The following is an 18,657-nucleotide window of genomic DNA, read 5'->3' as shown; positions in this document are numbered from 1 at the left end:
CGCCGCCCGTCCGACCGGATGGGCGGCGCCGGCGCGGGTCGCGGGCGGTCCGTCGCCTGGTCCGGTCAGCTCGTCGGGAACCGGGCGACCCGCCGCGCGACCGCCTCCGTCCCGGGCGTCGGTGCGTGTCCGACGAGGTCCGCGAGGGTCGGTGTGGGTGTGCTCGCCCAGGCGCCGCGGAAGTCGGCGAACAGCTCGAGGAGCTGCCGCGTGACCGCCGGCGGCAGGGCGAAGCGGGCGAGGTAGTCGAGGTACTCGTCGTCGTCGACGGCCCGGAAGGGCACCCCGGCCAGCTCCGCCAGCTGGTCCCAGGTGACCTGGTCGGGCCCGGTGAGCTCGTGGACGAGATCGTCCTGGGTGGGCACGGCGGGCTCGGCGAGCACCGCGGCCGCCGCCTCGGCGAGGTCGGCGATGGCCGCGGGCGTGGCCGCCGCGCGGGCCGCGGGCGCGACGAGCTCGCCGCCCGCCCTGCCCCAGACGACGTCACGGGCCAACGCGTCGGCCAGCCCGGACGCCATGCGCAGGATCGTCACGGCCGGACCCGCGCTCCTCGCGACCGCTTCGAGGTCCTTGTAGTCCTGCACGGCGGGCACCGTCGCGTTGTCGAGATCAGACCAGCTGGTCAGCACGATCCGGCCGACCCCGGCGTCGGCGGCGGCCCGAAGGGCCGCGGTGACGCGCGCGAGCCGGCGGGCCGGGTCGGCACCGAAGAACGTCGCGTTGATCAGCACGCTGTCGACGCCGCTCAGTGCGGCCCGCACGGCGACGGGGTCGTCGAAGTCGCCTGGCCGGTAGTCGACTCCGGAGACAGGTGCGACCTTCGCGAGGTCACGGACGGTCCCCACGAGCGGCTCGGACGTCCGCGCCGGCAGCGACTCCAGGACAGCACGGCCGAACTCGCCGTTGCCGCCCGTCACAGCGATGGTCATGGCGCCTCCTACGATGTAAGCGGGGTCTGCGCCCCGGAAATATACCGGGGCGTGCGCCCCGCTTACAGGGAGGTGGCGATGCCGGAGCGGGCGCCGCGCGCGGACGCCCTGCGCAATCGCGTGAAGATCCTGGCCGCTGCCGGCGAGGCGTTCGCGCGCGAGGGCGCGGACGTGCCGCTGGACACCATCGCGCGGCTGGCCGGAGTCGGCCCGGGTACGGTCCACCGGCATTTCCCGACCAAGGAGTCACTGGTCGCCGCGGTCGTGACCGACCGGCTCGACCGGCTGGCCGACCAGGTCGAACGGCTCGATGGCGACCCGGCCGTCGACTTCTTCGACTTCCTCGCCGACCTGGCGCGCGAGGCGCGGCACAACCTGATGCTGACCGCCGCGCTGGGCGGAACCCTCGGCTCCGACGGAGACCAGGCCGCCCGGCGCCTGACCGGCGGCCTCGACGCGCTGCTGCGCGCCGCTCAGCAGGCAGGCGCGGTCCGCCCGGACCTGACCGTCGCCGAGCTGCACGCGGTCCTCGGCGGAGCGCTCGCCATCGAGCAGCACCTGCCGGCCGACCGGCAGGGCCTCGGCCTGCAGATCGTTCTCGCCGGCCTGCGCCCGGCCGATCCGGGGCCGCCGCCCAGCCGGCCCGACAGCGCGTCGTCCTGACGCGGGTGAGACCGCGCACGCGACTAAACATTTGGATATATTGCGATCCCCGTTCGTGAGGAGCTGAAGGGAATGAGCACCGGCGAATTACCCGATGCCGCGGACCGTGAGCTGGACCCCGCCAGGGCGGCCGGCCTCGACGCGGAGCGCATCGCGGCCTGGCTCGCCGCCACGGTGAACCCGGCGGTGTCGGCCGTGGCCCTGCGCAGGCTGCCCGGCGGCCACTCGAACGGGGTCTGGCGCCTGGACGCCGTCGCGCCCGGTGGCGTCGTCCCGATGATCCTCAAGGCGCCCCAGCCGCCGAACGTGGTGCACCAGCGCGACGCCTGCCGGGAGGCCAGCGTTCTGGCTGCCGCCGGGGCCCTGGGCGCGCCGGTGCCCCTGGTGTTCGCGACGGATACCGGCATGGCCACCGGCCTGCGGTGCTTCGCGATGGAGTACGTCGAGGGGCGCGCCCTGGCGGACGCCACCTCGGCCGGCCCGCACGACGACGCGTGGCTGCGCGGCGAAGGCCCCGAGGCCGTGCGGGCGGTGTGGGAGTCGTTCTACGACGCGCTGGCCGCGCTGCACTCGGTCGACGCGGCGAAGGTCCCCGACGCCAGCCATGGGCCGCGCGGCGTGCTGGACGTCCTCGACTACTGGCGGGCCGCGCTCGTGGACGTCGCGCCGGCGGCGAGCGTCCCGCGACAGCTGCGGGTGCTGGACTGGCTGCGGGACAACCTGCCAGCCGGCGCCGACGACGACCCGGCGGTCTGCATGGGCGACGCCCGCATCGCGAACTGCCTGCTCGCCGGGACCACGGCCCGGGCGTTGGTCGACTTCGAGGTCGCCTATCTCGGCAACCCCGCCGCCGACGTCGCCTACGGGCTCTTCTTCGACGGCCTGCACCGGGCCGGCGCCGAGCGTCCGGTCGACGGCCAGCCGTCCGCCGACGAGACGTGGGCCCGGTGGAGCCGCGCGACCGGCCGGCCGGCCCGGGACCGTGGCTACTGGACGGCGTTCGGCGTCACGGTGCTGTGCGTGACGGCGACGCGCGCGATGATCCAGTGGGGCCTGGCCGGCGGGACGATCGAGACGGCGAACCCGATGGTCGCCCGCTGGGAGAAGACCGTGGAAAGGGCGCTGCGTGCTTGAGACAGGCACCTTCACCCCGGCGGACGAGGGCCGGCACCCGTCCGATCCCGGCGACTGGTCGTGGAGCGAGTCCTGGTACTTCTCCTGGATCGACCTGGACGGCGGCCCCGCCGGCTTCTTCCGCCTGGGCCTGCTGCCGAACCAGCGGCGGGCGATGCTGTGGTGCTTCGTCCACGTGGACGGCGCGTGGCACGGCGTCGACGAGTCGCGCCTGACGCTCGACCACGTCGACCTGGCCGACGGGCCGGCCTATGACCAGTGGGGCCTGCGGTTCGGCTGGCAGCCGGAGCCGCCGCTGCTCGGCGCCCACTTCACCTGCGCGGGGACGTTCCTGACCCGGTCCGGCCAGGGGGCTGGCGCCTACGTGCCCGTGTCGATCGACCTTGTCTGCGCGTCGACCAGCGACCCTGTCGCCGCGGCGCCGGCCGCCGACACCGTGTACCCGACCGGGCGCTTCGAGCAGTCGATGACGGCGTCGGGCACCGTCTCGGTGGGTGGCCAACGGTGGCAGGTGCGCGCCGGCGCCCAGCGGGACCGGTCGTGGGGGCCGCGGGAGTGGCGGGTGCCGTTCGCGATCGGCGACCTGCAGGGCGAGGACCGGCAGCTCTACTTCGTCGGCTCCCCGCTGCACGGCCGTGGCTCCGGCTACCTGCGGGAACGGTCGGGGGAACTGCGCCGCCTGCGGTGGGTCGACGGCACCGTCGGCTACGACGACGAGGCGAACACGCTCGCGCCGGGAGTCCTGCGCTTCGAGGCCGCCGACGGCGCCCGGATCGAGGCGGCACTGGCCCCCGTGACGCCCAGCGTCTGTTTCGACACCGCCCACACCTGCCGGGAACCCGAGCAGTGGCCCTACTGGCGCACCCTCGTCGAGGCCCGGGTCACCGGCTGGGAGGGCACCTGCCGAGGCTGGTTCGAGGCGAGCCGCTACGAGGCCCCGCAGGGCGCCGAGTAGGCGAGTAGCACCAACACCAGCGGCCATGATCGACGATCGCGCCCTCGGTTGATCCTGCTGGCCTTCTCGGCCGCGGCCGCGGCGGCGCCTGGGGCCCGGGGCTGGGCTGCGCGTGCCCTTGATCGCGGTTTCGGCCCTGGAATGGTCGTGCCGGGCGTGTTTCTGCGACCGTCTCAGGGCCGAATCGGCGATCATGGCCGGCCTGGTGGCCCGGGGTCGAGGAGTTGGGCGCTGCGCGTCGGCTCCGGGTCGTTGGGAGGGCGCCGATTCCCATACCCAGTCGTGGATCTTCGGCGGTCGCCGCCGGGCACGACCTGCAAGATCGCGAACCTGGTATGGATAAAAGGCGTATCTCGGGCGTGGGGTGACGGTTCGGCTACCAGGCTGACGATCATGATGGGTGGCCGTGCCGCCGACCGTCGATGATCGCCGATCTGGTATCGAAACCGTCCAGAGCTGCGGAAGGCGAAGATCGGCCGTTCCGTGGAACGCGAAGATCGGCCGTTCGGCGGAACGCGAAGATCCACCACCGTGCGGAACGCCTCGGGCGCCGGGGCTCCCTGGGCGGCCGTTTCCGCGGTGGGCAAGAGTAGTCGGCCGGGGGATCCGGGCACCCGGTCTGCCTGCGCATCTGGCGAACTTCGAGCCGTCCGGCGGCGGGTAACGGCCATGATCGTCAGATGCGCAGGGAAAAATGGTACAAAACGGGGCGGCGAACGACGATTCCCCCTACCCAACCGCCGATCATGAACAACCGTGACGGTGTCAGGGCGCGATGATCGTCACTTGCGCAGGGGAAACGGCAGCCGCTGTGGGGCCAACTGGCCAGCAGGATCTCGGGCGGTCGCAGAAACTCGCCTGCCACGCCCACTGCAGGGCCAACACGGCCAGCAAGGTGACGGGAGGACGTGGACGGTCGGGGCGCGGTGCCTCCCCGGGCTCGTGCCCTCGCCGGGCCCGCGCCCTCCCCGGGCTCGCGCCTGCGCCCTCCCGGGCCTGCGCCCTCCCGGGCCTGCGCCCTCCCGGGCCCGCGCCCGCGCCGGGCTCGCGCCTGCGCCCTCCCGGGCCTGGGTGGTCAGGCGGTGACCGATGCCGTGGCGGCGTACTCAGCGACGATGGGGGCGAGCTCGGTGGGGGTGGCGCCGTGCAGGATGACGCCGTCGCAGCCGAGGGCCAGCTGGTTACGGACGGCCGCCACGCACTCGGCCGGGCTGCCGGTGGCGGCCGGGGCGAGCCATTCGGCCGGGATGAGGGTCGCGGCGTGCGCGAGCTGCTCCGGGGTGCCGGTCACGTCGAGGCCGCGCACGCCCTTGATGACCGGGTCGGCGAGGAAGCGCTCCAGCACCTTCAGGTCCCAGCCGTTGGTGCGCACGAGCAGGTCGCCGTAACCCTGCAGGTAGGTTCCGAGCCGGCCGACGAGCTTCATGAGCCGCTTGTCCGCCGGGACATGGTCGCCGATCGTCGCGAAGCAGGACCAGACCTTGACCGAGTCGGGGTCGCGCCCGGCCTGCTCGGCGGCGCGCTTCACCGTGGCCACCGCGCGTGCCGTCGTCTCGTCGGTGAAGAACGTGTGCAGCACGACCTGGTCGAACAGCCGGCCGCCGAGCTCCAGCGTCTGCGGGCCGAAGGCGGTGATGCCCATCGGCAGGTGCTCGTCCAGGCTCCCGTCGAGGTGCAGCACCGGCCAGGAGCCGGCCGGGCCCTTGTGGCCGATGATCGCCTCGCCGCGGAACAGCCGGCGCACGAGGCCGACGAAGTCCTCGATCTGGGCCGTCGTGATGCGGGGGATGCCGTAGGCGTCCTGCATGGTCGGGACGCCGCGGCCGAGCCCGAGCACGAAGCGGCCACCGGTGAGGCTCTGCATCGTGCGGGCGTAGCCGGCGGTGACCATCGGGTGGCGGGTGTTGTGGTTGGTCGCCCCGGTCGCGATGGTGATCCGCTCGGTGACGGCGCCGGCGGCCCCGGACAGGGTCGCCGCCTCTTTCTTGTTGTACCGCTCGGAGATGTAGGCGGTGCCGAGGCCGAGCTGCTCGGCGCCGATGGCCTCGGCGACGAGGTCGCGCGACGAGGCGGGCTGACCGGCCAGCAGGTAGCAGGCGAGCTCCTCGTGCACCTGGACGGTCTCGGCGTCGTTCGTCGTCATGATCTGCTCCTCGAAGGACGGGGACGCCGAGCCCGCGCCGGCACGCCGATGTCCACCAGCCTGGTGGTTGGCCCTGTTGTCGCAAAATATCTAGAGGTAGAGCGCGATGCAACGCGGGACGGTCAGCTGGGCTCGAACCGGGCGACGAGGCGATGGGACCGGCGGTCGGGCTCGACGGCGCGGGCGACCAGGTAGCCCGAGCCCATCCAGCCGCGGCGGGTCCACTGGCCGAAGGAGATGGTGGTTCCCGGTGCGCCGGAGGCCGCCGGAACGAGCTTCACGCGTTCGAGGGCGTCACGGACGCCTCGCGGCGACAGCGGCTCGGCACCCGCGAACGCGCGGGCCAGCGCCACGCCGGCGTCGCGGCACAGCCCCGGCGCGTAGTACTCCGGACGGCGTCCGTATGCCGCCTCGAAGCGGTCCAGGAACCGTTGGCCGACCAGGTTCGCCTCGTCGTACTGCTCCAGCCCGACCCAGCCGACGTACGCGTCCCAGATCTCGTCGGAGAAGTACACGTCCTCGAACGCGGTCCCCAGGTACCGCGGCGGGTCCCACCCGACGGCGTCGAGCGCCTCGTTGATCCGGATCACGCCGTAACCGAAGCCGAGGTGCACGAGCGCGTCGGGGCGCGATCCGTGCAGCGACCGGACCGCGTCGGCGATGTCCTGTCCGGTCTGCGCGATCGTCTCCTCCGCGACAATGCGCGGCCCCAGCTCTCGGCACGCGTCGCGGAAGCTGCGCGCGTACAGCTGGCCGATGACCGAACGCTCCACGAGGACGCCCACGGTGCGCGCGCCGGCCTTGGCGGCGAGGTGCGCGAGCACGATCGGCTCGTCGGTCATCGACCCGTTCGGCAGCGCGAAGGTCCACTTTCCCAGCCACTGGTCGGCACCGCAGACGCTGATCGACGGCACCCGGAACCGCCGCTCGATCTCCGGCCGCAGGGCGATCGTGTTCTCGGAGACGTGCGGGCCGAAGACGGCGAGACAGCCCTCGTCGACGAGCTCGCCGTAGGCGTCGATGACGGACCTGACGCTGCCGGTCGGTAACCCGGCGGCGTCCCGCTCGACGAGCTCGACGGAACGGTCGAGCAGGCCGGACGCCTGTGCCTCCTCGAAGACCAGCGCCAGCGCGTCGAGAAAGTCCTGCCGGGTGTCGTACGCGCTCCCGGGCGGGATCGCGAAGTCCTGCAGCACCCCGAGCTTGATCGGCTCTGCCTGGTGTCCGATGGCCACGGTCGTCTCCTGTCTCGTGGGCTCCCTGGTCCGACGGCGTTGCCGTCTATGTCAAAACATATATATGTTTATGGTTGACCGGGCGGACATCGCCGGCCATCGGCCCAACCCGTTTCGCGGGTTCGTTATATCTAGATGTATCACCGGCGGTGGTGCCGGCGAGGAGGGGACCGGTCAGGTGAGTGACGGCGTCTGGGGCAGTGCCCCGCGGCACACGACCACCGAGCTGCTGGAGCGGCGGATCGAACAGGAGCCCGACGCCGAGTACCTGGACGTCTGCGGCACCAAGCTGACCGCGGCCGAGGTGGGCACGGCGGCGGCCCGGCTCGGCGGTGGCCTCCAGGCGCTCGGGGTCGTGCCGGGTGACCGGGTGGCGATGCTGCTGGAGAACTCCCCGGAGATGCTGGTCGCGTGGTGGGCGGCGCAGTGGGCCGGCGCCGTGGCGGTGCCGATCAACACCGCGTACAAGGGTGAGTACCTGCGCCACCAGCTGCGCGACTCGGGCGCGCGGGTGCTGGTCGTCGCCGCCGACCTCGCCGAGCGGGCCGCCGCCGTGTCCGCCGACCTGGACGAGCTGACGCATGTGGTCATCACCGGTGAGGCGGCAGCTCCGGTGTTCCCCGGCGCGACCGGTCACCGGCTGGACGACCTGCTCACGGCGCCGCCGCTCGCGGCCCCGGTCGCCCGCCGGCCGTCAGACCTGGCGACCTTCATCTACACGGGCGGGACGACGGGGCTGTCGAAGGGCTGCATGCTCAGCCACAACTACCACGAGGCGCTGGCCCGCCAGATCGGTTACAGCTGGGGCCGGACGGCGGACGACGTCATCTGGACGCCGCTGCCGATGTTCCACTACAACGCGCTGGTCACGGCGGTCGTCGGGACGCTGGTGTACGGCGGGCGCGGGGCGATCTTCCGGCGGTTCTCGGTGTCGAACTTCTGGCCGGAGATGAACCGGACCGGGGCGACGCTGACCTCGACGCTGGGCACGATGGCGTACCTGCTGGCGCACGACGTGGACCGGCCGGAGATGCCGCGCTCGGGCGCGGCCGCGGCGAACACCTCGCTGAGGCTGATGGGCGCGGCGCCGCTGCCGCCCGAGGTGGACGACGTGATCCGCTCGCGGTTCGGCATCGACACGTTCTCGGGCGCCTACGGGGTGACGGAGGCGAGCCTGATCTCGTGGCAGCCGCCGGGGGTCCGCAACAGGCCACGGGCCGCCGGGATCGTGAACACCGAGTACTTCGACGTGCGGATCTTCGACGACGAGGACGAGGAGCTGCCGACCGGGACCGACGGGGAGATCGTGATCCGGCCGAAGCGCGCCCACGTGATGTTCGAGGGCTACTGGGGCCGGCCCGAGGTCACGGTCGAGACCAGCCGCAACTGGTGGTACCACACCGGCGACATCGGCAAGATCGACGCGGACGGCTACCTGTACTTCGTCGACCGCAAGGCCGACTACCTGCGCCGGCGCGGCGAGAACATCGCGAGCTTCGAGGTCGAGCGCGTCCTGATGGGCCACGGGCAGCTCGCCGACGTCGCCGTGCACGCGGTCCCCAGCCAGCTCACCGAGGACGACGTGAAGGTGACCGCGACCCGGGTCGCCGGCTCGACGCTGACCGAGGAGGAGCTGTTCCGCTGGTGCGTCGACGCGCTGCCGTACTTCGTCCTGCCGCGCTACATCGAGTTCCGCGACGAGCTTCCGCGTAGCCCCGTCGGCCGGGTCCTCAAGCGCGAGCTGCGCACCGAGGGCGTCACCCCGGCGACCTGGGACGTCGAAGCCGCCGGGATCACCTACGAGAAGCGCTGAGCCGGCCGGGGGCCCGGAAGGGATGGAGTCAGTCCGGCAGGTTGGTGGCCAGCAGGGTCACCGGCATGCCGCACACCGGCTCCAGGTCGGCCTCGTCCACGACGATGTCGCCCGTCTCCCGGTGCTGCCGGTAACGCACCGGGGCGCCGTGACTGGCGGCGACGGAGATCGGGCCCTCGATGTCCGACGTGCGAACCACCGCGGAGTAGATCCCTTCGCCGCCTTCGTCGAGGAAGGCCTGGAAGCGGGCCGTCTCGGTGCCCTCCGGCTGGGTCGGCGAGATGATCTCGATCCCGGCGGACCAGTCGAGCAGGACCCGGATCCCCTCCTCGGCTAACGGGACCTCGCCGAAGGTCATCCCGAGGTCGCGCCAGAAGTCGGCGGCCCGCTCCTGGTTCTCGGGCCGGACGCAGAAGACGACATGGTGGAGTTTCGCGCTCGTCACGGCAGAATCATATAGACCTATCGGGGCAGAGATGGGCGACGAGAGGGGCTTGGCTGTGGCGAGCACGCGTCCGTGGCGGGTCATCCAGTGGGCGATGGGCAGCATCGGGCAGATCTCGGTGCGCCATCTGGTCGACAACCCCGCGTTCGAGGTCGTCGGCTGCTACGTGACGTCGGCGGAGAAGGACGGCCGGGACGTCGGGGAACTCGCGGGGATCGACCCGATCGGCGTGCTCGCGACGCGCGACGTCGAGGCGCTGCTGGCGCTGGAGGCCGACTGCGTGAACTACGCGCCCCTCTACGTCGACGTCGACGAGATCGTCCGCATCCTGCGCAGCGGCAAGAACCTGGTCACGCCGTCGGGCTTCACCTACCCGCCCGCGCTCGGCGCCGCCCTGAGGGACCGGCTGGAGGAGGCCTGCCAGCAGGGCGGGGTCTCGCTGTTCGGTTCCGGCATCCACCCCGGGTTCGCAGGCGACCTGCTGCCCCTGACGTTCGCCCGGCTGAGTTCGCGCATCGACGAGCTCGTCGTGCAGGAGGTCGGCGACTTCCGCAACCATCCGTCGGCGGCGATGATGTTCGACGGTCTGGGCTTCGGGCGCCACCCCGACGACCTGAAGGCCGATCCGCCCCGCATGTTCGCCACGATGGGGCGGACCTTCAAGGAGTCGATCTACCTGCTGGCCGACGGCCTGGGCATCGAGGTCGAGGACTACGACTTCACCTGGGAGCCCGCCGTCGCGGTCAGGGACGTCACGGTGCGGGCCGGCTCGATCAAGCAGGGGCACGTCGCCGGGATGCGCCTCGAATGGCGGGTGTGGAACGGCGGCAAGCCGGTGGTGATCTTCCGGTCCTACTGGCGGATGGACGACGTCACCGAGCCCGACTGGGGCTACGAGAACGCCAAGTACGCGCTCTACTTCACCGGCCTGCCGTCGTTCCGGGTCAACTACGAGCCGACCGAGCCGGGGCCGGACGGCGACATCGGCTACTGGGGCCGGATCTGGACGGCGATGGCTGCGGTCAACGCGATCCCCGTCGTCGTCGCCGCGCCGCCCGGCCTGCGCACGCACCTCGACCTGCCGGTGGCCCAGCCCCCGCACCTGCACCGCTAGTCCCGAACTTCTCCCGGTAGTCCCGAACCTCTCCTAGTCCCGAGCTCCTCCCGGAGGCGATGGCGTGACCACAGTGATCGAACGCGACCAGCTGTTCGTCGGCGGCAGGTGGCGGAACCCGGCCTCGGGCGAACGGATCGAGGTCCGTTCGCCGCACGACCAGCGCCAGGTCGCGAGCGTCCCGCTGGCCGTCGAGGCCGACGCCGACGCGGCGGTCGGCGCTGCGCGGGCGGCGCTGGACGGTGGCGACTGGGCGGCGACGACCGGCAAGGACCGCGCGGAGGTGATCCGCCGGGTGTCCGCCGGCCTGCAGGCCCGCGCGGAGGAACTGGCCGGGCTGGTCACCGACGAGATGGGATCGCCGGCGAAGTTCTCGCTGTTCGGCCAGGCGATCGCGCCCGCGATGGTCCTCGACGGCTACGCCGAGCTGGCCGAACGGTTCCCCTTCGAGGAGCGGCGCGCCGGCCTGGTCGGGCCGGTCCTGATCCAGAAGGTCCCGGTCGGTGTCGCCGTCGGCATCGTGCCGTGGAACGTCCCGATCTTCCTCGCCTGCATGAAGCTCGGCGCCGCGCTCGCCGCCGGCACACCGATCATCCTGAAGCCGCCCCCCGAGGCGCCGGTGAGCTCCTTCCTGCTCGCCGAGGTTCTCCTGGACGCTGGCCTCCCCGCCGGCGCGGTGAGCATCCTGCCCGGCGGCGCCGACCTCGGCCGCTACCTGGTCGCCCACCCCGGCGTCGACAAGGTGTCGTTCACCGGCAGCAGCGCGGCGGGCCGGACCATCGGCGCCACCTGCGGCCAGCTCGTGCGCCGCTGCACGCTGGAGCTCGGCGGCAAGTCGGCCGGGATCATCCTCGACGACGCCGACCTCGCCACCGTCGTGCCGCAGCTGCTGGACTCCGGGCTGCAGAACAACGGCCAGGTCTGCGCGGCGCAGAGCCGCATCCTGGCGCCCGCCGTGCGCTACAACGAGATCGTCGACGCCCTGGCCGACCACGTGCGCGGCCTGGTCGTCGGCGACCCCCGCGATCCCGCCACCGACGTCGGCCCGGTGGTCTCCGGGCGCCAGCGTGACCGCGTGGAGGGCTACCTCGCCGACGGCATGGCGAGTGGCGCCCGGCTGCTCGTCGGCGGTGGCCGCCCCGCCGGCCTCGACGCGGGCTTCTACGTCGAGCCCACGCTGTTCGCCGACGTCGAGAACACCAGCCGGATCGCCCGCGAGGAGATCTTCGGCCCGGTGGTGACCGTGATCCGGTACCGGGACACCGACGAGGCGGTGGCCATCGCCAACGACTCCGACTACGGGCTGTCGGGCTCGGTGTGGACCGCGGACACCGACCGCGGCGTCGCGGTGGCCAGCCGGATCCGCACCGGCACCTGCGCGGTCAACTCGGTCGCGGTCGTCGAGCCGCGCAGCCCGTTCGGCGGCTTCAAGCAGTCCGGGATCGGCCGGGAGATGGGCCCCGAGGGCGTCGAGGCCTACCTGGAGACCCGCACCGTCGTGCTGCCCTTCGGGTAAGCCGGGTCGACGGCCCGGTCGCGGCTGTCAAAAGATCTAGATATTACTAAATGTAGGGTCGAGTCCATGGCCGACATGACGACAGACGCGCAGCCCGCCCTGGGCGACGAGGGAGCCGACCCGGCGGCGGGCGCGCAGGCGGGGCGTCACGCGGACCTGCGGTGGCTCGGCCTGGACGTGGTCGAGACCGGCTCCGACGCCGACGGGGTCGTCGCGAGCCGCGCGAGCGTCGTGATGGCCGAGCGTCACCTCACCCAGCTGCGGCGGATGTACGGCGGCGCCGGGCTCGCCCTCGTCAGCGCGCTCGTCGAGGCGGCGACCGAGCGTCCGCTGCGGTGGGCGACGGCGCAGTTCGTGGGCTCACCGCGACGCGGCGAGCGCCTCGACCTCGTCGCCGAGGTGCTGGCCGCCGGTCGGCGCACGTCGCAGGTCCGGGTCACCGGCCGCGTCGACGGTCGGATCGTGCTCGCCGGGCTGGGCGCGTCCGGCGAGGCCAACTCCACGATCGCGGACGGGGTGGTCGCGACGATGCCCGTCGTGCCGCCGCCCGAGGCCTGCCCGAAGGTCCGGCTGCCGTTCCCGCCGGACGTGCCGCCGGGCTTCTTCGGCCTGGTGGAGATGCGCGAGATCGACGCCGGGCCTCGGCTGCGTTTCTGGATCCGCTTCGCCGGCCGGCCGGCGACCCGGCCCGCCCTGCTCTCCCTGGTGGCCGACTCCGTGCCGACCATGGTCATGGCCGCGCTCGGGGACCGTGGTTCCGGGTCGAGCCTGGACAACACGATCCGGGTCGGCGCCGCGCCCGACAGCGACTGGGTCCTCGTCGACGGCACCCCCGAGCAGGCGGCCGGCGGCTACGGCCACGGCTCGGTGCGGCTGTGGGCTCCGGACGGCTCGCTCGCGGGCGTCGGCAGCCAGACGGCCGCCCTGTGGCACAGCCCCCCGGCGCCCCGCCCGCCGGACGGACCTGTCACGGCTCCGGAACCTCGAAGTGCTCGTCCCGGAGCTCGAAGGCCCGCTTGACGCCGTGCTGGGCGCGGGTCCTGACGAAGTTGAACTCGCCCTCCTCGAAGCTGAGGTTGGTTCCGTAGGCGTGGAAGAGGTAGCTGAGCACCTCCTCGCCCTGGTAGGCCTGCAGCTGCTCCACGAGGCGGAAGGCCTCCTTCGCCAGGACGAGGCCGTCGGCGGGCATGCGGGATACCTTCCTCGCCCACCACTCGGCCCGCCTGGCGACGTCGGCGTCGTCGACGATTTCGGTGAAGATCCCGAGGTGCTCCAGGTCGGCGCCGGGGACGGTGTCGCCGGTCAGGAGCAGGCGGCGGGCCAGCACCGGGCCGAGCCGGTGGAAGAACATGTGCAGGGAGCCGAGCGCGGGGCCGAGGAAGCGGGTCGCGGGCATGCCGAGCTTCGCGTCGCGGCCGACGACGGCGAGGTCGGCCATGAGCGCCAGCTCGAAGCCGCCGCCGAGCGCGAGCCCGCGGACCTCGGCGACGGTGGCCTTCGGGAACCCGAGAAATTCGTGGTAGAAGCCGAACGACCGCCGGTCGACGGCGAGCCGGCGGCGCTGGCTGGGCCGCCGGCGCCCGGCACCGTTGGCCGCCCGGCCGTTGCTCGCCGCACCGTTGCTCGTCGCGGCGCCGTTTGTCGCGGCGGCGCCGCCGGTGCCTGCCTCGTCCCTGGGCGGGGCCTCGCCGTACCAGGCGTAGGCGTTGCGCATGTCCGCGCCCGCCGAGAAGTAGCCGCCGGCGCCGCGCAGCAGGACGACCTTGACGTCGTCGTCGCCGGCCGCGTCATCGAGGTAGGCGGCGAGCTGGCCGCGCATCGCGGCGTCGTAGGAGTTGCGCCGCTCGGGGCAGTTGAGGGTGATGCGGGCGACCCCGGCCTCGGGATTCCGCTCCATCAGTACCCGTCCGTCGGTCAACGCGGCCGTCCTCTCCCTCTGAGCCTCGGTCGGCGTCATCCTAGGCTAAATATCTATATATTTCTACGTGAGGCTCGGTGTGGGCGGCCCGGCGCCCCAGTGGGGGCGTCACCGCGACCGGCGGCCCGGTGTTCGTTGCCCCGTGGGCGCCGGGCACCGTAGGTTAAATATCCGGATATTTAAAAGATCCAAAGCGCCCGGCCGGAGCGAGTCAGAGGGAACCGTCAACGCATGGACTTCCGTCTCAGAGACGAGCAGCTCGCCCTACGCGACACCGTTGTGTCGTTCTGCAAGGGCCATTTCGACGTGGCGGCGGTCGCGTCCCGAGAAGGCCTGGCGGCGGCCCCCGGCGCCTGGTCGGAGCTCACGGGGATTGGCGTGCTCGGCATGCTCGTCCCGGACGAGGTCGACGGCGCGGCGCCCGGCGGCGCCGCCGAGGTGGCCATCGCCTTCGAGGAACTCGGGCGCAGCCTGTGCCTCGGGCCGGTGCTCTGGTCGACCCTCGCCGCGCCGCTGGTCCCCGGCGTCGAGGCGGGCGAGGTGCGGGTGGCGGGGGTGCGGGTCGAGCCCGGCCGTCCCGCCGGGGCGGTCGCCGTCGAGCACGCGGCCGAGAGCGACGTGCTGATCGTGCTGTATCCCGACCGGGTCGAGCGGCTGGACACGGCCGACCTGCCGGTCTCCGTCGCGGGGGAGCCGTTCGACCCGCTGACGCCGACGGCGGTGTTCGAGACGCTGCCGTCCGGCACGGTGGTCGGCGGAGCCGAGGAGGCGGCCCGCCTGGGGCTGCTCGGCACCGCGCTGTCGGCCGCGCTGCTGGTCGGCACCGCCCAGGGCGCGCTCGACGTGGCCGCCGGCTACGCGGCGCAGCGCAAGCAGTTCGGCGTGCCGATCGGGTCGTTCCAGGCCGTCAAGCACCTGCTCGCCGACATGTACGTCCGGGTCGCGCTGGCCCGCAGCGCGACCTACGCGGCAGCCGCCATGATCGACGACCCGCGGGCCGGGGACGCGGTGCGCGCCGCGAGCGCCGCGAAGCTGCTCGCGGGCGAGGCGGGGATCGGCAACGGCCGGGCCGCCGTCCAGGTGCTGGGCGGGATGGGCTTCACCTGGGAGATGCTGCCGCACTACTACCTCAAGCGGGCCTGGCTGCTCGAACAGGGCTTCGGCACGTCCGACCACCACGCCCTCGCGCTGGCTGACACACTCGCGGCGGAGCCGGGGGTGGCCCTTGACGGGACGACGACGGTGGTGAACGGATGACGGGGACGACGCGGCCGCCGTACGGCACGATCACGTACGAGGTGACGCCGGACCGGGTGGCGACGCTGACGCTGAACCGGCCCGAGGCGCTGAACGCGTTCGACCGCCAGATGTGCGAGGAGATCCGCGACGCCTGGCGGCGGGTCAAGGACGATCCGGCCGTCAACGCCGTCGTGGTGCGGGCCGCTGGTGACCGGGCGTTCTGCGCCGGGCTGGACGTGAAGAAGAGCTACGGCCAGCCGGACGACGTCTGGAACCACGAGGACCCCGGTGAGCTGCTCTCACCGAAGTGGCAGAAGGTCTGGAAACCGGTCGTCTGCGCGGTGCAGGGCATCTGCACGGCGGGGGCGTTCTACTTCCTCAACGAGTCGGACATCGTGATCTGCTCGCAGGACGCGACGTTCTTCGACTCGCATGTCAGCGGGGGGATGGTGCTGGCGTTGGAGCCGATCGGGCTGATGCGCAGGATCGGGCTCGGGGAGACGTTGCGGATCGCGCTGTCGGGCAACGACGAGCGGGTCACCGCGGCCACGGCGTTGCGGATCGGGCTCGTGTCCGAGGTCGTCACCCGCGAGCAGCTGTGGGCGCGGGCACACGAGATCGCGGCCGGCATCGCCGAGAAGCCGTCGTCGGCGACCCAGGGGACGGTCCGCGCGATCTGGGAGTCGCTGGACCGGCCGTACCGCGCGGCCATGGAGCAGGGGCTGATCTACACCCGGCTCGGCAACCCGATCGGCATGGCCGAAATCAAGGCCAACCCCCTGCCGAAGCGTCAGCCGAGGCTGCGGTGACCCCGACCCCCGTCGGGCCGAGCGCGCTGTCCGGCCGGATCGCCGCCACGCTGGCCCTCGACGCCCGCGGGCCGTTCCTGGAGTTCCACGGCCAGTGGCGTACCTGGGGCCAGCTGGCGGCTACCGCCGACGCGGTCGCCGCCCAGGTACCCGCCCCGGGCACCCGGGTCGGGGTCCTGCTGCGCAACCAGCCCGCCCACGTCGGCCTGCTGGTGGGGCTGCTGCGCGCCGGCGCCTGCGTCGTGACGATCAACCCGAGCCGGGGTGTCGACCGGGTCCGGGCCGACCTCGCCGGCCTCGGTTTGCCGATTCTCGCGGGCACGCCGCAGGACGTCGCCACCTTCGCCGACGACGGCGGCCCGCGGCTCGTGCTGACGACGACCGATCTGGGCGAGCCGGTCACCGCCTCCGGCGAGCTGCCCGCCGACCTCGGGGCGGCCCGGCCGCAGGTCGCCGTCGAGATGCTGACCAGCGGCACCACGGGGCCGCCGAAGCGGATCCCGCTCGGCTACGAGATGCTCACCCGCGGCCTGGTCGGGGCCAAGCACTACGAGTCCAGCCGGGACGACACGCCCCGGCTGCGCTCCGGGGTCGCGATCGTCAACGCGCCGCTGGTGCACATGGGCGGGCTGTTCCGGATCCTGCAGTGCCTCTACGACGGCCGGGCCCTGTGCCTGCTGGAGCGGTTCGCCGTCGACGACTGGGCCGACGCGGTGCGCCGGCACAAGCCCCGCACGGTCAGCCTCGTCCCCACGGCGCTGCGGATGGTGCTGGAGGCCGACCTCGACCCGGCCGTGTTCGCCACGGTCCGTTCGGCGATCTCCGGCACGGCCCCGCTGTCGCCGGACGACGCGGACGCGTTCGAGGCGAAGTACGGCGTGCCGGTCCTCGTGTCCTACGCGGCCACCGAGTTCGGCGGCGGCGTCGCGGGCTGGAACCTCGCCGACCACCAGGCGCACTGGTCGGCCAAGCGTGGCAGCGTCGGGCGGGCGCACGCCGGGGTCGAGCTGCGCGTCGTCGACGCGGAGGACTTCGCCCCGCTGCCGCCGGACAGCGAGGGCCTGCTGGAGGTCCGGGCCCACCAGTTCGGCGACGGAGCGGACTGGGTCCGGACCACGGACCTCGCGCGCCTGGACGCCGACGGGTTCCTGTGGATCCTCGGCCGGGCCGACCAGGCGATCATCCGCGGCGGCTTCAAGATCCGCCCGGAGGACGTCCGGACCGTGCTGGAACGCGATCCCCGGGTGCGCGGCGCCGCCGTCGTGGGCCGGCCCGACCCGCGGCTGGGCGCCGTGCCGGTCGCGGCCGTCGAGCTGCGGACGCCCGTCGACGACGTCGAGGCGACGAAGGTGGTCGAGGACCTGCGGGCCGGCGCCGCCCGGGTGCTGGCCGGCTACGAGCTGCCGACCGAGATCCGCGTCCTGGACGCGCTCCCGCGCACCCCGTCGGGGAAGGTCGATCTCGGCGCCGTCAAGGAACTGCTCGCCACACCTGTCACCGACCAGGAGACCTGATGGACCTCACCTACAGCGAGGCCGACGAGCGGTTCCGCGCCCAGCTGCGGTCCTGGCTGGAGCAGGCGGTCCCGGCGCACGGCGCGCCCCCGCCGCCCGGGGACTGGCCGGCGCGGCGGGCCTACGACACGGCCTGGCAGCGCAAGCTGTTCGACGCCGGCTACGCGGGCCTGCACTGGCCGAAGGCATTCGGGGGCCAGGGCGTGGCGGTCAGCCAGCAGCTGGTGTACCTGGAGGAGTACGCACGGGCGGGCGCGCCCTATATCAGCGTCAACTTCGTCGGGATGATGCACGCCGGCCCGACCCTCATCGCCGAGGGCACCGACGAGCAGCGGGCCTTCCACCTGCCGCGAATCCTGCGCGGCGACGACGTCTGGTGCCAGGGCTTCTCCGAGCCCGACGCCGGCTCGGACCTGGCCTCGCTGCGGACCAGGGCCGTGCGCGACGGCGACGAGTACGTCATCCACGGCCAGAAGATCTGGTCGACGCGGGCCCACGTCGCGGACTACTGCGAACTGCTGGTCCGCACCGACCCGGAGGCGCGCAAGCACCGGGGGATCAGCTGGCTGATCCTCGACATGCACCAGCCCGGCGTCGAGGTCCGCCCGATGCGCACGATCGACGGCGAGAGCCACTTCTGCGAGGTCTTCCTCGACGGCGCCCGGGCCCCGGTCACCAACCGGGTCGGGGCGGAGAACGACGGCTGGCGGGTCACGAACGTGACGCTGCGGTTCGAGCGTGGTACGGCGTTCGCCCAGCACGTCATCACGATGCGGTCCCAGCTCCGGGCCCTGGTCGAGGTCGCCCGCACGACGCCGACCGGCCCCGGTGGGCAGACGGCCTGGGACGACTCGGGGCTGCGCAAGCAGGTCGGCCGGCTGGAGGCGAGCGTCGAGGCGTTGTGGCGCCTCACCCAGCTGGGCATCGCCGAGGCCGAGCGGACGGGCCTGCCGGCGCCGACGGGCTCGGCGGTGAAGCTGCGGTTCAGCGAGCTGGCCCAGGAGATCACCGAGCTGACCCTGCGGGTGCTCGGCCGCCCGGTCCTGGGCGGCGCCCCGGGCCGGGCCCGGGAGGCGGCCCGCGACTACCTCTGGTCGCTGCAGTACACGATCGCTGCCGGCACCTCCCAGATCCAGCGCAACCTCGTCGCCGAACGCATCCTCGGCATGCCCCGCAGCGCCTGACGATCCCGGGGCTCTGGATCGGCGGCCGAGGTGTTGCTCGCGGATC

16 protein-coding genes are annotated in these 18,657 nt (G+C 72.9%); 11 read left to right on the top strand and 5 right to left on the bottom strand.

The genetic code is table 11. The features are described from left to right. Nucleotides 1–65: 65 nt before the first annotated feature. Nucleotides 66–929 carry an NAD(P)H-binding protein gene (locus FRAEUI1C_RS21440; protein ID WP_013425437.1) on the bottom strand — a complete coding sequence of 288 codons (864 nt, stop codon included), beginning with the start codon at nucleotides 927–929 and terminating at the stop codon, nucleotides 66–68. Between the two features lie 78 nt (nucleotides 930–1,007). Here FRAEUI1C_RS21440 and FRAEUI1C_RS21435 point away from each other — a divergent pair, with 78 nt between their 5' ends. The 3 genes from FRAEUI1C_RS21435 (at nucleotide 1,008) to FRAEUI1C_RS21425 (ending at nucleotide 3,681) form a co-directional block, all read left to right on the top strand. Continuing rightward, the gene (locus FRAEUI1C_RS21435) at nucleotides 1,008–1,592 is read left to right on the top strand and encodes a TetR/AcrR family transcriptional regulator (RefSeq protein WP_013425436.1); all 585 of its coding nucleotides are present in this window, start codon (nucleotides 1,008–1,010) and stop codon (nucleotides 1,590–1,592) included. Nucleotides 1,593–1,664: 72 nt separating this feature from the next. After that, on the top strand, nucleotides 1,665–2,726 hold the full coding sequence (locus FRAEUI1C_RS21430) for a phosphotransferase family protein (RefSeq protein ID WP_013425435.1): 1,062 nt from the start codon (nucleotides 1,665–1,667) through the stop codon (nucleotides 2,724–2,726). Continuing rightward, a complete protein-coding gene (locus FRAEUI1C_RS21425; RefSeq protein ID WP_013425434.1) occupies nucleotides 2,719–3,681 on the top strand; it encodes a DUF7064 domain-containing protein in 963 nt (320 codons plus the stop codon). Before FRAEUI1C_RS21430 ends, FRAEUI1C_RS21425 begins: the two co-directional genes overlap by 8 nt. 1,075 nt (nucleotides 3,682–4,756) lie before the next feature. On the opposite strand, the gene FRAEUI1C_RS21420 is transcribed toward FRAEUI1C_RS21425, so the two are convergent. Beyond that, nucleotides 4,757–5,824 (bottom strand): TIGR03857 family LLM class F420-dependent oxidoreductase, encoded by a 1,068-nt coding sequence (locus FRAEUI1C_RS21420; RefSeq protein WP_013425433.1) that lies wholly within the window; start codon nucleotides 5,822–5,824, stop codon nucleotides 4,757–4,759. Between the two features lie 122 nt (nucleotides 5,825–5,946). After that, complete coding sequence (locus FRAEUI1C_RS21415) at nucleotides 5,947–7,059, bottom strand: ABC transporter substrate-binding protein (RefSeq protein WP_013425432.1); 1,113 nt, start codon at nucleotides 7,057–7,059, stop codon at nucleotides 5,947–5,949. Nucleotides 7,060–7,237: 178 nt separating this feature from the next. Here FRAEUI1C_RS21415 and FRAEUI1C_RS21410 point away from each other — a divergent pair, with 178 nt between their 5' ends. Continuing rightward, complete coding sequence (locus tag FRAEUI1C_RS21410; RefSeq protein ID WP_013425431.1) at nucleotides 7,238–8,872, top strand: AMP-binding protein; 1,635 nt, start codon at nucleotides 7,238–7,240, stop codon at nucleotides 8,870–8,872. A 28-nt stretch (nucleotides 8,873–8,900) separates the two neighbouring features. Here FRAEUI1C_RS21410 and FRAEUI1C_RS21405 read toward each other — a convergent pair whose 3' ends face one another. Continuing rightward, nucleotides 8,901–9,317 carry a VOC family protein gene (locus FRAEUI1C_RS21405; RefSeq protein ID WP_013425430.1) on the bottom strand — a complete coding sequence of 139 codons (417 nt, stop codon included), beginning with the start codon at nucleotides 9,315–9,317 and terminating at the stop codon, nucleotides 8,901–8,903. A gap of 55 nt (nucleotides 9,318–9,372) precedes the next feature. On the opposite strand from FRAEUI1C_RS21405, the gene FRAEUI1C_RS21400 reads away from it, so the two are divergent. The 3 genes from FRAEUI1C_RS21400 (at nucleotide 9,373) to FRAEUI1C_RS21390 (ending at nucleotide 12,967) form a co-directional block, all read left to right on the top strand. After that, nucleotides 9,373–10,431: an NAD(P)H-dependent amine dehydrogenase family protein gene (locus FRAEUI1C_RS21400; protein WP_013425429.1), complete on the top strand. Its 1,059-nt coding sequence runs from the start codon at nucleotides 9,373–9,375 to the stop codon at nucleotides 10,429–10,431. Between the two features lie 64 nt (nucleotides 10,432–10,495). Further along, entirely contained in the window at nucleotides 10,496–11,947 is a 1,452-nt protein-coding gene (locus FRAEUI1C_RS21395) for an aldehyde dehydrogenase (RefSeq protein ID WP_013425428.1), read from the top strand. 66 nt (nucleotides 11,948–12,013) lie between these two features. Continuing rightward, a complete protein-coding gene (locus FRAEUI1C_RS21390) occupies nucleotides 12,014–12,967 on the top strand; it encodes an acyl-CoA thioesterase (protein WP_013425427.1) in 954 nt (317 codons plus the stop codon). Here the strand turns inward: FRAEUI1C_RS21390 and FRAEUI1C_RS21385 are convergent. Then, nucleotides 12,915–13,865: an enoyl-CoA hydratase/isomerase family protein gene (locus tag FRAEUI1C_RS21385; protein WP_013425426.1), complete on the bottom strand. Its 951-nt coding sequence runs from the start codon at nucleotides 13,863–13,865 to the stop codon at nucleotides 12,915–12,917. The genes FRAEUI1C_RS21390 and FRAEUI1C_RS21385 overlap by 53 nt on opposite strands. 231 nt (nucleotides 13,866–14,096) lie before the next feature. Here FRAEUI1C_RS21385 and FRAEUI1C_RS21380 point away from each other — a divergent pair, with 231 nt between their 5' ends. Genes FRAEUI1C_RS21380 through FRAEUI1C_RS21365 form a run of 4 tightly spaced genes read left to right on the top strand, consistent with a single transcriptional unit; the run spans nucleotide 14,097 to nucleotide 18,611 of the window. Continuing rightward, entirely contained in the window at nucleotides 14,097–15,122 is a 1,026-nt protein-coding gene (locus tag FRAEUI1C_RS21380; protein WP_013425425.1) for an acyl-CoA dehydrogenase family protein, read from the top strand. Continuing rightward, nucleotides 15,119–15,913 carry an enoyl-CoA hydratase/isomerase family protein gene (locus FRAEUI1C_RS21375; RefSeq protein WP_013425424.1) on the top strand — a complete coding sequence of 265 codons (795 nt, stop codon included), beginning with the start codon at nucleotides 15,119–15,121 and terminating at the stop codon, nucleotides 15,911–15,913. Before FRAEUI1C_RS21380 ends, FRAEUI1C_RS21375 begins: the two co-directional genes overlap by 4 nt. Further along, nucleotides 15,910–17,427, top strand: a complete 1,518-nt coding sequence (locus FRAEUI1C_RS21370; protein WP_013425423.1) for a class I adenylate-forming enzyme family protein — start codon at nucleotides 15,910–15,912, stop codon at nucleotides 17,425–17,427. The genes FRAEUI1C_RS21375 and FRAEUI1C_RS21370 overlap by 4 nt, the downstream gene beginning before the upstream one ends. Continuing rightward, nucleotides 17,427–18,611, top strand: coding sequence for an acyl-CoA dehydrogenase family protein (locus FRAEUI1C_RS21365; RefSeq protein WP_013425422.1), 1,185 nt, complete (start codon nucleotides 17,427–17,429; stop codon nucleotides 18,609–18,611). The genes FRAEUI1C_RS21370 and FRAEUI1C_RS21365 overlap by 1 nt, the downstream gene beginning before the upstream one ends. Nucleotides 18,612–18,657: the final 46 nt, after the last annotated feature.

Origin of the sequence: Pseudofrankia inefficax (assembly GCF_000166135.1) — a bacterium.
Lineage (GTDB): Bacteria > Actinomycetota > Actinomycetes > Frankiales > Frankiaceae > Pseudofrankia > Pseudofrankia inefficax.
The sequence above is the reverse complement of the archived record's forward strand: the minus strand, read 5'-3'. Positions and strand labels throughout refer to the sequence as shown.

What these genes read in the sequence shown, in the direction of transcription:
- FRAEUI1C_RS21440 (WP_013425437.1), bottom strand. Translation starts at nt 929, where the DNA reads ATGACCATCGCTGTGACGGGCGGCAACGGCGAGTTCGGCCGTGCTGTC.
- FRAEUI1C_RS21435 (WP_013425436.1), top strand. Translation starts at nt 1,008, where the DNA reads ATGCCGGAGCGGGCGCCGCGCGCGGACGCCCTGCGCAATCGCGTGAAG.
- FRAEUI1C_RS21430 (WP_013425435.1), top strand. Translation starts at nt 1,665, where the DNA reads ATGAGCACCGGCGAATTACCCGATGCCGCGGACCGTGAGCTGGACCCC.
- FRAEUI1C_RS21420 (WP_013425433.1), bottom strand. Translation starts at nt 5,824, where the DNA reads ATGACGACGAACGACGCCGAGACCGTCCAGGTGCACGAGGAGCTCGCC.
- FRAEUI1C_RS21390 (WP_013425427.1), top strand. Translation starts at nt 12,014, where the DNA reads ATGGCCGACATGACGACAGACGCGCAGCCCGCCCTGGGCGACGAGGGA.
- FRAEUI1C_RS21380 (WP_013425425.1), top strand. Translation starts at nt 14,097, where the DNA reads ATGGACTTCCGTCTCAGAGACGAGCAGCTCGCCCTACGCGACACCGTT.
- FRAEUI1C_RS21375 (WP_013425424.1), top strand. Translation starts at nt 15,119, where the DNA reads ATGACGGGGACGACGCGGCCGCCGTACGGCACGATCACGTACGAGGTG.
- FRAEUI1C_RS21365 (WP_013425422.1), top strand. Translation starts at nt 17,427, where the DNA reads ATGGACCTCACCTACAGCGAGGCCGACGAGCGGTTCCGCGCCCAGCTG.